Origin of the sequence: Acinetobacter sp. ANC 4973 (assembly GCF_002135275.1) — a bacterium.
Lineage (GTDB): Bacteria > Pseudomonadota > Gammaproteobacteria > Pseudomonadales > Moraxellaceae > Acinetobacter > Acinetobacter kyonggiensis.
In genome coordinates this window covers 84,462-99,723 of the sequence record NZ_NEGM01000003.1, presented here as the reverse complement: position 1 = coordinate 99,723, position 15,262 = coordinate 84,462, and the positions used below count along the sequence as shown (strand labels likewise).

The 15,262-nt window shown below is 39.6% G+C and carries 7 protein-coding genes; 6 read left to right on the top strand and 1 reads right to left on the bottom strand.

Annotation, left to right across the window (positions count from 1 at the left end):
• Positions 1-213: 213 nt before the first annotated feature.
• On the bottom strand, positions 214-1,041 hold the full coding sequence (locus tag B9T30_RS05125) for an exodeoxyribonuclease III (RefSeq protein WP_086184064.1): 828 nt from the start codon (positions 1,039-1,041) through the stop codon (positions 214-216).
• A gap of 41 nt (positions 1,042-1,082) precedes the next feature.
• Here B9T30_RS05125 and pyrE point away from each other — a divergent pair, with 41 nt between their 5' ends.
• The 6 genes from pyrE (at position 1,083) to B9T30_RS05095 (ending at position 15,101) form a co-directional block, all read left to right on the top strand.
• Entirely contained in the window at positions 1,083-1,733 is a 651-nt protein-coding gene (gene pyrE / locus B9T30_RS05120) for an orotate phosphoribosyltransferase (protein WP_086184063.1), read from the top strand.
• Between the two features lie 409 nt (positions 1,734-2,142).
• On the top strand, positions 2,143-4,803 hold the full coding sequence (locus B9T30_RS05115) for a DUF11 domain-containing protein (protein ID WP_086184062.1): 2,661 nt from the start codon (positions 2,143-2,145) through the stop codon (positions 4,801-4,803).
• A 19-nt stretch (positions 4,804-4,822) separates the two neighbouring features.
• Positions 4,823-7,513 (top strand): hypothetical protein, encoded by a 2,691-nt coding sequence (locus tag B9T30_RS05110; protein ID WP_086184061.1) that lies wholly within the window; start codon positions 4,823-4,825, stop codon positions 7,511-7,513.
• On the top strand, positions 7,500-11,606 hold the full coding sequence (locus tag B9T30_RS05105) for a beta strand repeat-containing protein (protein WP_086184060.1): 4,107 nt from the start codon (positions 7,500-7,502) through the stop codon (positions 11,604-11,606). The genes B9T30_RS05110 and B9T30_RS05105 overlap by 14 nt, the downstream gene beginning before the upstream one ends.
• Positions 11,607-11,870: 264 nt before the next feature.
• A complete protein-coding gene (locus B9T30_RS05100; protein WP_086184059.1) occupies positions 11,871-12,365 on the top strand; it encodes a hypothetical protein in 495 nt (164 codons plus the stop codon).
• Between the two features lie 39 nt (positions 12,366-12,404).
• On the top strand, positions 12,405-15,101 hold the full coding sequence (locus B9T30_RS05095) for a beta strand repeat-containing protein (RefSeq protein ID WP_086184058.1): 2,697 nt from the start codon (positions 12,405-12,407) through the stop codon (positions 15,099-15,101).
• The last annotated feature ends 161 nt before the right edge of the window (positions 15,102-15,262 follow it).

Here is a 15,262-nt window from a genome sequence, read left to right as displayed (position 1 = left end):
TAACGTCCATTGTCACATCCTTGCAAAATAAACAACCAAAGTGGTTTATTTTGTTTTCATCCTACGGCGTCCTATCCTTTTGCTGTCATCCTGACATGTCCCTGTGCCGTGAAGCTATAATGCACTTAAAAAGGCTGTATAAAAATATACAAACGCGTCAAGTGTTGTAGGTTTTTGGGTGGTATTGAGTGAACTGGTGTTCACTCAAATGAACTATATCGCTTCGATTTTATAATCAATAATCACTGGGGCATGGTCGCTAAACCAAGTCTCTTTATACACCCAAGCATTGATGGTACGTGGCTTCCAGTCAGGCGAGCAGGCTTGGTAATCAATACGCCAACCGACATTATTGGCACGAGCTTGTCCGCGATTTGACCACCATGAATAGATTTCAGCTTCTTTACGAACTTCACGGAAGGTATCGACATAACCTAAATCATCATAAATATGATCTAGCCATGCACGTTCATGTGGTAAACAGCCCGAAGATTTTTGGTTACCTGACCAGTTTTTAATATCGATGCGTTTATGTACGATATTGTAGTCACCACAGACGATGATTGATTTATCTTCATCCCGCCATTGTTTTAAAATATGTTGATATTGATCTAAAAAGTGGTCTTTACGTGCTTGAGCTTCTTCACCTGATGAACCTGAAGGTAAATAAAGTGAACAAATATGGACTGGCTTGTCTAAACCTAAATCGAATTCCGCAGCAATAAAGCGTCCTTGAGAATCGGCCAGTTCAAAACCTAAACCCTCCGTTACAGAAACAAAAGGTAGGCGACTATAAATTGCAGTGCCTGCATAACCTGCTCGTTCCGCAGGGAAGAGGTGGGCATACCAGCCTTCAGGTTTAAATTTATCCGTCCATTGAGCATGGGTGATCCTACTTTCTTGCATGCAAATCACGTCTGCATCAGATTGTTCCATCCACTCCAGTAAGCCTTTGGTGACAGATGCACGCAAGCCATTGACGTTAATTGAAACGACTCGTAGAATTTTTTGATCACTTGGATAGCTACTCTTTGGTATCATGCGCAGTCATAACCTCTATATTATGAATTTCGGAGCACCTCATGACCTCGCAAGCGACTTTTAACCCTCAAGCTTTTATCGAACTTGCACTCTCACGCGGTGTGCTTAAATTTGGTGAGTTTACTTTAAAATCAGGTCGTGTGAGTCCTTATTTTTTTAATGCGGGTTTGCTCAATGATGGTGAAGCGCTAACACTGTTGGCTTCTGGCTATGCGGATCAATTAATCGCTTGTGATAATGTTGAAGTGATTTTTGGACCTGCATATAAAGGTATTCCATTTGTTGCAGCAACGGCGGTGGCTTTGTCTCAAAATCATGGTGTAAGTGTGCCTTGGGGTTTTAACCGCAAAGAAGCCAAAGATCATGGTGAAGGTGGTGTTTTGGTCGGTGCTTCTGTTGAAGGTAAAAAAGTTTGGATCATTGATGACGTGATCACGGCAGGGACTGCGATTCGTGAAGTGGTGACGGTTCTTAAAAATGCTGGTGCGCAAATTGCAGGTGTTTTGGTCGCTTTAGATCGTCAAGAAAAAGGTCAAGGCAAACTTTCTGCGATTCAAGAAGTGCAAAAAGAGTTAGAAATTCCAGTTCATGCATTAATTACCATGAAAGATTTAATGGACTTTTTGGATGCTAAAGGTGAGAAAGAGGCTTTAGCGAAAATGGAAGATTACCGTGTGAAATATGGCATCTGATTACAGTATTGCTAGGATTTGAAAATAAGGAGCTTAAAGCTCCTTATTTTATATATTGCAGTATAGATAGAAGAATAAAAATCATACATCACCGCCAGCATGGCGCGCTGATTTTGATTGCTGGTCGGGTTTATAACTATATGATTCGGTAGCAAGAATGTTGCTGTAAAAAGAGTATGAATTTGAAGTGTTTTTGAACGTTTATCAGATTAAATGGCTTAAAATATGACGAATGAAAAGTGCTAGCTGTGAATTCTTTAAAATAATGACCAATATATAGAATTATTTTCTGTGTGATAATTTAACGAAAATGTTTCATTGTGTGTTTAAGTTCATATTTTTGTAGTATTATGTGTTGAGAATTGTAAATAAACTTTGTCTTTATAATAAATGTTGCAGGTTCATACACATGATAAGCCAATTCAAGAAAAGTGCTGTTGCAAAAACGTCATTGATCACTTTGTTTGGCTTATTTATTGGATTTCAAAGTTCAGCGGTTTTTGCTCAGCCTAAAGCAGGAAGCAGTATTACCAATATTGCGAGCGGTGATTTTTATGACGAGCAGGGCAATCTGCAAGTTATTAATTCCAATGCTGTTGTTCTAACTGTTCAGGCCATTTATGCGCTCAACCTGCAAAGCAATCAACAGAATATTGGTACCATTGGCAGTAAGCTCAATTTTCCACATGTACTGACCAATACCGGTAATATTGTAGATAATTACACATTAAGTTTAAGCCAGCTGAGCAATGATCAATTTAATCTAGACAATGTGGCTGTTTATATTGATCGGGATCAAAATGGTGAGCCTGATGATAACAATAATTTACTTAATTCCAGTGCCAGTCTTCGATTAGAAGCTGGTGAGTTTGCTTCGCTGATTGTTGTTGGAGGGATTCCGACCAATGCAGCAGCGGGCAACATCGCGAATTTTACTTTAACGGCTGTCAGTCAGTACGATAATGCAATTATAAAAACAGTCAGTGATACCGTAAAAGTTGTTGATGATGCTGTTATTCAGGTCACTAAAGCTCAAAGTATAAGTACAGGGAAAACAGGCACAGAAATTACCTATACCCTTGCTTATGCAAATACGGGTACAGCAGCGGCTCGACTGGTTTTACGCGATACATTAGCAGCGGACGTGAGCTATAAATTAGGTAGTGGTAGTTGGGGCAATGGTTTAGGCGCTCTTACTGATGCCGATGATGTTGAAACGGGTGCGAACTCAGCAGTTAAGTATCAAGTGAATAATGGTTTAGTCGAATTTGAACTTGCCAGTGTTTCTGCTTTAAGTAAAGGTACAGTCAGCTTTAAAGTGACAGTGAATCCGAATGCGCTAGAAAAAGTTCCCAATACTGCGGACTATCAACAATATAATGCATCAAATACGGTGTTAAAAAGTACGACCACCAATACTGTAATCTTTAATGTGCAGCAAACTTTAGGCGTAGTATTGAACTATAGTTCTGCCAATGCAAATGACGATGGTGAGCCAAATGGTGGTTTGAATAATTTGCAAACCCAAAATAATACATTTGGTGGGATTGCTAAGGAAGTTCAATTTGATCATTATGTTTGGAACACAGGGCAAGCCACAGACACTTATAATTTAAGTTTCCTCAAAAGTAATGTTCCAAGTTGTGCAGTTGTTCGTTTGTATCATGCTGATGGTCGTACTTTACTGACGGATACCAATGGTGACGGCATAATTGATACAGGTGGTTTAGCGACTGGAGTTTCAAAGAGAATTAAACTTGGTGTTTATTTCCCTGCGAATTGTACATCAACAAGTACAATGGATTTTGACATCACTGCGACATCGGTTACGGATACAAGTATAAAAAATAGTACGCGTGATCGATTGATTAATACCGTTGCTGTCGGTGAAAGTGATTTATATAACAGTAACAATTCTGGTCTGGGTGTTGGAAATGTTGCTGGTTCAGATGGACAGGCATTATTGGTCAAGAATGCTGTAAACGCTACTGATGTTGTTTTTCCGTTGGTGATTAAAAATAGTAGTGCAGTGTCAAATAATTATAATTTATACGCTTCGAGTACAAATATTGATATCAATAGTATAAGCACAACGTTACCAACAGATTGGAAGGTTAAATTTTATAATGGTGATACGACTTGCCAGTCCCTACAAAGTGAAATAACCAGTACAGGAAATTTAGTTGCTGGAGCAACAAAACAATATTGTGCGGTGGTTAGTGTTCCTGCCAATACAACTGTATCGAATTTACCCATTTGGTTCGCAATGAAATCTCCGATGAATGCTCAAGGAGATAGTATTAAGGATCAAGTGGATATTGCATTACGCAAATTAACCTTGGCGAATGATCAACAAGGGCGAATCAATATCGGTGGTACAGTTGTTTATCTGCACACTTTAAAGAATATGGGTTCATTTGTTGAGGGGGATACGACTGGCAAAGTGAGCCTCAATGTCGTACCGCAAAATATCAATGATGGCTTTAGCTATACCTTATATTATGACGCCAATAATAACGGGGTACTGGATGGCACAGATCCAATCGCCACGGATTTATTTATTTCCAGCGGTTTAGCACCTCAAAATTCAATTCAGCTGCTGCTAAAAGTTCAGGCGCCAACCACAGCAACCAATGGTATGGCGAGCACTGCCAATATTGTTGTATCAGCAACAAATACGATTCAAGGTTTAACACTTACATCTATTCAAAATACAGATTTAACCACTGTCGATCCTACACAACTTCGTTTAACCAAAGAACAAACTAAAGATGAAGCTTGTGTATTGATGAATGCTGCTACAGCAACATATAGCAGTACGCCATTAATGATTAAACCGAATCAATGTGTGACCTATCGATTAACAATCAAAAATGATGGTTCAACACCAGCCGCTAATGTTGTGATTAATGATGTCGTACCTGCTTATAGTATTTTGCGCAGCAGTTTAGCGCCATCGGTAAGCAAAGGTGCTGTAGTGGTGAGTGGCAATCAAATTTCAGGAAATATTGGAGCACTTGCACCACAAGAGCAGGCTGCATTGTATTTTTCTATTCAAGTAATACCTTAAATTGGGCGGATAATAGAAGATGAATATAATGAATACATTCGAAAATTTCCGTACCAAAATCATTTATTTCGCTGTTTTAGTCAGTACTGTGCTGGTGATGCAGCAGTCCAGTTTTGCAGCTGCTTCGACTCGGCAAATTATCAGTAATATGGCAATTGGTGAATATACCGAAGAAGGCTCTACGGTTGTTCAGGTCAGCCGCTCGAATTTAGTTCAAACCAAGATTCTGCCTGTTTATTCAGTCAAGTTAACGGCAGACAATATAAAAACTGTTGTTGCAGGGCAAACGGTCTATTTTAGTCATACCTTAACCAATACTGGTAATGAAACAGATCAATACAGTTTTGTTGTCAGCAATAATACAAATGATGATTATGATTTTAATAATGTATCGGTCTTTTTAGATAAAAATAGCGATGGCGTGCCAGATGGTGCTGCAATGACATCTTATGCCTTAAGTGCAGATGAATCTGTAGGATTAATTGTTGCAGGCACCCTGCCGAATACGGTGGCTTTAGGGCAGAACGGAAAATTGACTTTAAATGTCAATTCATCCAACAGTGCTTTAGATAATAACATCAATATCGATACAGCTACGGTTACCAATCAGTCGGCTTTAGTGGTACGTAAAAAGTTTTATCAAACCTCCGTAGCCAATGGTGATGTTGTGACTATTCGCTTGGATTATCAAAATCTAAGCAATGTGGCGACTGGTAGCGTGACCTTAACCGATACGCTGGATTCTAGTTTGGTATATCAATCAAATAGTGGGGAAAATTGGAATGGCACAGCGGTTGATTCAGGTATAGGAAATGATCCAGCAGGGATTAATTACAATGTCACATCCAATGTGGTTAGCGCTGTATTAAATACAGTAGCGGCAAATAGCGTCGGCTATATCGAATTTAAAGTTAAAATAAATAAAGTGTTGGCTGGCACAGTTAACAATACCGTTATTTTTCAATACGATCATGATAATGACAATAATGTTTCCACATTGCCAATTTCTGATTTAAGTAATACCGCAGTCGTCAATGTGGCACCAATTTATGCGGTCAAAATTAATGGCAGCACAAGCGATGTAAACAACAGTACTGCAATTACTGCTGCATCAGTCATGCAAGGTGGCGAGCTAGTTTTTAATAACTATGTTTGGAACACAGGAAACAGTGTCGATAGATTCAATCTAACTTTGACTGGGAGTACATTTCCTGCGGGTAGCCAAATTGAATTTTATCGTGCGGATGGTGTAACACCATTATTAGACAGTAATGGTGATGGAATTCCTGACACGGGTTTATTGTCATCGAGTACCAATTTCCCCATCGTTGTCAAAGTGCGTTTACCAAGTAGTTATGCGGTTACAGCAGATACAACATTTGAGGTTTCACCTCAAGCACAATCTTTAGGTGATATAACAAAAACCAGCTTAATTAAGGATCAAGGGGACTTACTTGCAACCACCATGGCTCAATTGGTTGATTTAACCAATAGTCCTGAAAACAATGCTTTAGGTAATGGCAATGTTGATAATGCAGGCAATGCTTGGAAAACGATAACGACATCAACCAGTATTAATCCAGTCGCTGGTGGTCAAGCAGTTTTTCCATTAAAAGTAACTCATACCGGTGTTGGAACAGAATATTTACTCAGTGCAAATGCGAGTAGTGATTTTACGAATTTGATTTTGCCTAATGGGGTAAATAGAGTTCGTTTTTATGTATCAGCAAATGGTTCAAATTGTAGTGTTTTGGGAGCTGAGACGGGTAAAATACTTTATTTAAATAATGGTGAAAGCCAATTGGTTTGTGCTGTTGTGGAGGTTGATCAACTTAATAACAGTGTGATTACACCCATTTATTTTCGTGTCCTTTCTACAAGTTTTGTCAGTGGAAATAACAGCAGTAATCCAAGTCAAGACACGATTAAAAATGCGATTACCATTCAAAGTGTAAATGCTGTAGCTAAAGTAGAATTTATGCCGAACTCCCGTGGTCAGGTTTCACCTTTGGGGACAGTGATTTATAGCCATACGTTAACAAATAATACGGATACAGATCTTACTGGGAATTATAGTTTTCTTGTGAGTAATGATCAGGAAGCATTTAACAGCACACTTTTCTATGATGTGAATGGAAATGGCGTGTTTGATGCGGGTGATTTAGTCATGAGAAGTTTGGCTGATTTGCCAAGTGGTAAGTTGGCTGCACATCAGCAGGTAAAATTGCTATTGCAAGTTCAGAATATGGCTGCGAATAACACCACTCAAGCAAATAGTACTGTGGTGAATCTGACAAATTCCAGTAACAGTCAAGTTTTAGCTTCCATTGTTGATGTGACCACAGTGGCTCAGGCACAGCTTAAGCTGAATAAATTGCAAGCACGAGATTTTGACTGCAACGGTACAGCGGACGAAGCATACAGCACCAATACTTTGAACATTGGTCAGCAAGCCAATGGGCAGGGTCAGTGCGTATTGTATAAAGTGACTTTGACCAACACCAGCGCAGCGGATTTGAATCGTGTTTTTACTTTTAGAGATATGACACCTGTTTATACAGTGCTATCACAATCTCCAGTGTGTACATCTTGCAGCAGTGTCACCAGTCCTGCAATGGGACAGGTGGGGGCATTAACTGGAACGTTAAATAGTGTAATGGCAAATCAAAGCTACGAATTTAATTTTGGGGTGCGCTATGTTGGGCAGTAATCAAAATATACAGAAAAAAATATACGAGTTCAGTGTGCGATATTGTTTTGCTTTATGGATAATAATAGCGACTTTTTTTATTAGCCAAAGTATTTTTGCGGTTACATTTGATTCAACAGCTGCTACAGCTCGTTTTGAAGTTACTGGTACGACACAATCGCCAATTGTACGTGGCGGATCGGGAACACAAGTGATTACGGTTCAGAACAAAGGACCTAATAATGCAACAAATACTGTTGCAATAGTAAAAGCAAGTTTATCTACAGGTGTAACGATTGCTTCTGTAACTTCATCTGTAGGATCTTGTTCTGGGAGTGGAGCTGGACCTTATACTTGTAGTATAGGTTCTGTGGTGAATGCAGGAACTTTTATTTTAAGTATTACCTATAATGTAAGTCTTGCTGCATCAGTTGGAACAGCACAGCAAATAGCAGTGAGTGTAAATAGTGATCAGTATAACCCAGGTAGTGGTTCAGGGGAAATATTGCACAATGCTTGGGGTGCGATTGGTGCTGAAACAACAGCTTCACAATATGGTGCATTTTGGGTTGGACGGACGAGTACTACTGCAACTTGTAATACAAAATCATCTCCTTGTTTATTGGGTTCTGCCTCGGAAGAAGGTGATGCTTTATTGTCAGCTTGGCCAAAAGATCAGGTCAATCCTACAGGGCAATATTTGAATAGTGCCGTAACAGGTAATAATAACGATACTTATTTTACTAGCGATACTACAAATCCAACAGTGAGCCAAGTTGTACCGAATATTAGTACTTATGCATATAAATCATTGGTTTTAAGTCAAGGCAGTAACTTTGTAAATAACCGTCGTGCATGGCAGTTTTCAAGTTATGTTTATATCCCAGCTTCAACCACCAGTGTTTCCCTCTGTGTGGGTACGAGCGGTGCAATGATTGATGATGGTGCTTATATTACGTTAAAAAAATCAACGGATAGTACTCGAACAGTAGTTCAAAGTCCGCGAGATACTTATGATAGTACCAATGCTTATGTTGTCACAACGACAGGTTTGAGTAGTGGTTATTATGAATTGGTTTATCGTATGGTCAACCAAAATAATGTGAGTAGTGGTGAGAATGCACCAGGTCAATATGGTGCTGTTGGTATGTCATTCAATGGTGGGTCTTGTACTGATGCAAATTTACAAAATGCCTTAACAGCAGGTTTTCCTACATATATTAGTATTGTTAACCCAGACTCAGATTTAGCGATTACTAAAACAAATAATACGAGTCTTGCTGTTGGTGGCACATCAACCGATTATATTGTGCGTGTAACAAATAATGGTCCTGATGCTGCGGTAGGTGCGATTTTAAAAGATGCTGCGGTGGCGAGTTTAACTAAAACAGCGATCGCATGTACCACAACTGCAAGTAATAAATGTACTTCTGGTACAACACCAACCATCATCGCGATTGAGTCGGGTTCAGGCTATACTTTACCGACTTTGGCGAATGGTGAGTTTTATGAGTTAAAAATTACAGCTACGGTTGCAAGTACAAGTACACTAACTTCAGTTAGTAATACAGCGACTGTAACAGCACCAGCAAATACAACAGATTCTGTATCAACCAATAATAGTGCAACAGATACGGATAGTATTCGAGCACGTATTCGAATTGCAAAAATCTCTAATAATGGATTTGGTTCTTTTAATTTTACGGGACTGACCAATTTACAAGATAGCAGTGGTAATAGTGTAACAACAGATACTGTGACTACTATAGCAAGTGGAAGTGCAGTTACATCTAGTAACTCTCTCTATAGTTCAAATTTAAATAATGCAGTTTTGATAAGCGAGACCATTCCTGCCAACTATAATTTAAGTTCTGCCAGTTGTATTGATAGTAATGCAGCGAACTCAGGGAATCCTGCAACAGCATTTGGTACATTGTCATCCGGTCAATTGGCGATCCCTGCTGCAAATATTGTGGCGGGTGCAAATATTGTTTGTACATTTACCAATAATCGTAAGAGTGCAACTTTTCGAATTGCAAAAGCTTGGGGAGCCAATAGTGTGAGTGGTAATGTTGCTCAGATTGCGGCAACGACAGGTTTGACGAATAATACCAGTGCATTAACGAGTACAGCTCCAACCAATCTGAATGGCTCAAGTGTGACTGTGTATGCAGGAGAAACTGTTACTTTACCTGTAGAAACCATGACTACAGGAAATCTCAATAATTATAATACGATATTGTCTTGTAGTGCAGGAGGTGGGGCAACTGCAAATAGTCTTTCTGGTACAAATGGTCAAAGTAGCAACTCTTTAACTGTTGGCGATGGTGATGAATCTAAATTAATTACATGTACCTATACCAACACACGTAAAAGTACAACGCTAACACTAAGAAAGACATGGGCGAATGCCAAATTAAATGATGCGGCGACAGTCAGTGCGACAGGCTTAACCAGCTTAAGTTCAACAGCGAATACCACGAATGAAACAGATGCAGGCACAGCACAAACTGTTTATGCGGGTGACGTGATTACACTTTTAGAAACGATCACAACAGGTGCAGGAAATTATACCGCTGGCTTGGCATGTACAGGAAACACAACTGCCTTAAGTGGTTCACAACTGACGGTAAATGCTTCAGATAGCTCAGTGGTGTGTACCTATACCAACACCCGTAAGAGTGCAACGCTTACCTTAAGAAAGACATGGGCGAATGCTAAGATTGCGGATTCTGTGACGGTTAATAGTGCAGGATTTATTAATAATGCTTCTGTATCTTCGATTGTAACAACTTCAGGAAATGACACAGCAACAAGTACTATTGTGACAGTTTACGCTGGAGAGATCGGAACAATTGTTGAGAGTTTTATAGTGGGTAATCCTACGGATTATAATTCATCATTAGCTTGTTCTGGGACAACTGGATTAGTAGGTAATTCACTCACAATAAATGCAAATGATACAAATGTACTTTGTGTTTACACTAATAGTAGAGTGACTCAAGTCATAATCTCTGGAAAAGTGTTTGATGATAATAGTGGTACAACAAATAACATTGCTAATGCTTACAATGGTATCCAAGATAATGGTGAGCTTGGAATTGCGAATAGCTTAATTCTTCTGAATGATTGTAGCTCAACGCAAGTAGCTACAATCAAGACGAATGCTAATGGTGAATATAGCTTTAGTGTTAATCAGAATTCATTACCATCATCTTTTTGTATCGTTCAGCAAAATTTACCTGAGTATATTTCTGTAAGTGGAACCAATGGATATACTAGATCAACAGATACGATTGCTTTAACAAAAACAAGTGCAACGAGTTACACAGCAAATAACTTTGGAGATGTCATTGTTAATGTTGTGTTAAGCGAAGATGGGCAACACACCGTGATTGCGGGTGATGTTACAGACTATCCTCATCGTTTAACAACACAGACACCCGTTCAACTGACTCAATTATTGCAAACCCAAACGCAGCAACCTAATTCCAGTATTGATCAGCAGTGGCAAGCTTTGGTTTATCGCGATACCAACTGTAATGGTAATGTGGATGCGGGAGAAACTTTATTTAATCCAAGTATGGCAAGTTCAGTTTTATTACAACCGAATGCGGATATTTGTTTAGTACAACGTGTACATGTGCCAACCAATGTGGTGGCTGGTGCACAGCATATTGGAGCATTGCAAGCGAGCTATGCTGTGACTTTGGCTGATCCTGTGCAGACAATTACGGCACAGACTGCTAAACGTCAAGATGTGACACTTATTGGTAGTGCTGGCTTAACATTGACAAAAAAGGTCCGTGCAGTTGCAAACTGTTCTTCAACGCCAGTAGATTCCAATGGTTTTGTTACAAATAACGAAGTGCAAAAAATAGATAATTTAGAGTACGAAATTATCTATAAAAACAATAGCAGCAAGAAACTTCAAAACGTAAAAATCAAAGATAGTTTACCAATAGGTACTAATTTTGGCAGTATCAGCTGCGCCTCAACGCCTAGCGGAAACACGTGTAGTGCAACTAGCTTGGGTAGTTCATTGCAATGGAATTTAACAGGAGTGTTAAATCCTGCTGCTACAGGGGCGCTCAGATTCTGCGTCACACAATAATGCTGAGCGTAAGCAAACTTTAAATTAGCAAAGATGGATTTTAAATCAGCAAAGGCAACTGGAACACCAAAATGGACAAAATTGGTATAAAAGTTGCTTTGCTTGAATCAATTCGTATTTAACGTAAAAAAGTGTGATATTTATCAACAAAAGCGTATCGAAATGATGTATTTTTGTAATTATCTGGCGTTTATTTGAATAGTGTATCGAAAAAGTCGAAGCTGCAGTTCAAAAAATGGGATCGTGCGTTTTGGAGCAAGAAATATGTATTTAAAAAGTCAATGGAAAACAGGTCTACTTGCAGTGGCAGCTTTACTTTTAGCTGTGAATGCAAGTGCTGAAACTAAAGTTTCAAAAGACCCTGTCTCAGTAGAATTAAAAACTTATCTGGTGAGTGCAAGTGCAGATGGAAAACCGACAGCTAAGTTAGTTACCAAAGTTAAGCCGAATGATGTGATTGAGTATCGTGCAACGTATACCAATAACACGGCTGGAAAAATTAAAAATCTTGCAGCGACTTTACCTATACCAGTAGAAACCCAATTTTTGGCCAAGTCACAGCCAGACAATGCGCAAGCAAGTACAGACGGTATTAATTTTGCCCCGATGCCTTTAAAGCGCAAAGAGGGTAACCAAATGGTGAATGTTCCGCTTAAGGATTATCGTGCATTACGTTGGACCATTGCAGAGCTTCCAGCAGGAAAATCTGTCACGGTTTCGGCTCAAACACGTATTAATAGCGACAAAACCAAAAACTAAACAAATCGACATTGAATATTCAATCGGGGTAAGTTCCAAATGTCCAATCAAACACAACGTTTAAAGTTCACGCAACTCGCAGCATCTATTGCCTTGGTTGCTGGTGGTGCTGCATTTGTTCCTGCAGCGAATGCTGCGGCACCAACTGCGGGTACAAATATCAGTAACATTGCATCTGCAAGTTATACCGACAGTACAGGTAACTCTAAAACTGTTACGTCAAACGTAGTAACAACCACTGTTTTACAAGTGGCCAGCTTTACTTTGGTGTCTGACCAGACCAAAACTGCAAATGCCAATGGTCAAGTGTCTTTATCTCATACCTTAACCAATACAGGTAATGGTAGTGATATCTTTAACGTGGGTGTTGTGAATAACGATACACGTGATAGTACTGGAGATAACTATGACTTTACTGGTTTAAATGTTTATCTAGATGCCAACAAAGATGGTATTCCAGACAGTCAAACGCCTGTTACTAGTGTCGCTTTAGCTGCTGGTGAGTCGGTGAACTTAATTGTACAAGCAACAACGGCTAGTACTAATGTGACAGCTGGTGATCTTGGTAAGTTGACTGTTTCTGCAATCAGTGGTTTCGATACAAGCATCACTGCTAAAAACGTTGATACCGTTAAAATTACCAATGGTGCGGTCATTAGCTTGGTTAAATCTGCAAGTGTAAAAAATGTAGATGCAACTCAAGCAAGTACGACAGCGCGTGAAGTTGAATATAGCTTAGCATATCAAAATACAGGTAACACTACGGCAACTGACGTTACCATTACTGACGTACTTCCTGCTGGTTTAACTTATGTTGCTGGTTCAGCAACTGTAAATGGTTCTGCATTGAATGATGGTACCGCTGATGCAGATGGATATGATTACACATCTGGTATTGTTAAATTAGTTGTTCCTACTGTTGTTGCCAACAGTGGTGGTGTTTTAAAATTCAAAGTTAGAGTCGATCTAAATACGCCTGCAGGTACTATTACCAACACCGCAGAAGTCGATCCAGATGGTCCTGGCACAGAAGGTAAAACACCGTCTAACCCGAATGATATTACAGTGTTAAGCGTTAAAAAAGGGACCATCAATGATAGTACTACTGATGCCTTTGCCGATGGTGTAACGCCAACAGCAACAACTCCTGTGGATGACATCATTACTAAGTCTACTACTCAAGGTACGCCAGTTATCTTTGGTGGAATGGGTTCTGGTGTAGAGCCAATTGTTATCCATAATACGGGTAATGTTACTGAAAGTTTTAACATTACTGTGAATAAAGCTGCTTTACCGTCAGGCAGTATTGTTGAGCTGTTCAAAGCTGATGGTGTAACACCATTAACCGATACCAGTGGTGATGGTATTGTTGATACTGGGCCAGTAGCAAGCAATGCGGTATACCAAGTTGTTGCTAAGATTACGTTACCATCTGGGTATTCTACGGCATCCGCAATCAATACCATTTTAACCTCGGTTCCTGTTACGAATCCGACCGCGACAGATACCATAACTTTAAGCATTGATAAAGTAACCGCTTCTACAGTGGATTTACATAATGGCGATGCAACGAATAGTGCTGTAGGTTCTGTTTCAGGTGCATCGGGTCAAGATACTGGGCAATACGTTGAAACTAAATCAGCTAAGCCAGGCGTAGCCGTTAATTTCCCATTAACGATAGAAAACAAAGGTGCAACTGGAGATAACTTTAATTTATCTACAGCACCAGCATTGCCTACAGGCTGGACAGTTCAATATTACCTAGCAGATGGTTCTGGTAATCCAACAGGTGCTGCAATCACCAATACGGGTAATATTCCCGCTGCTGGCACAGTTAATTTTGTTGCTGTTGTCACATCTCCTGCAAGTGCTCCAGCAGGTGACCAAGAAGTGATCTTCAAAGTTGCATCTCCTGCAACTGGTCTGACTGATGTAATGTCTGATCGTGTCACTGTAGAAACAAATCGCGTACTTAGCTTGCAAAATGATCGCACGGGTCAAATTGCTCCTGGGGGTACGGTAGTCTACAAGCATACTTTGACCAACAACGGTAACATTGTTGAAGGTGCTACTGCTGGTAGTTTGCCATATACGATTACGAATGATCAGGCTGCAAATGGTTGGGTAACAAGCTTATTTGTTGACTTAAATAACGATGGTATTGCGGATGCAAATGAGTTAGTCACAGGCAATGATCTTGCAGCATTAACTGGCAGTATTGCGCGTAGCACTGCTGTTAACTTACTGATTAAAGTTCAAGCGCCAACAAATGCGACTGCTGGAACACCAAGTTCAGTTGTATTTACCATCTTACCTACACCGGTGGGCAATCAGTCAGTTGTTGCACTCGTGAATACTGATTTAACCACGGTGACGAATGGTCAAGTGCGTTTGGTAAAAGAACAATCTCTAGCGAATTGTTCTAGTGGTGCTGCTACGGGTGCTTATACACAAAATACGGTCTCTGCTAAACCAGGTGATTGTGTGAAGTATAAAATTACAGCGACTAATGAAGGTAATGCTGATGTGACGAATGTGGTGATTAGCGATGCGACACCTGCTTATACTACGTTAAAAGTAATTGCAAACGCGTCTCCTTTAGCAACTAATGCATCATTAAGTACATCAACGACTGCTTTAACAGATGGTTCAACAGGTACAGTTGCTGCTGAAAAAACACCTTTAGTGCCAAATACAAGTGCAGTATTAGAGTTTGTCATTAAAGTTAATAATTAAGATTCATTTGATGATCTTTGATCGTTAATTATGAATTGATTAAGCATGTGAGCATTTGCTAAATGCAGGTGCTCACATCACATAATTTTAAAATTTGTTTTTATTTAGACTATTTAGTTAAAGGGTAGAGCGCTGTGCAGCGACGGAAGCAATTTCAAGTA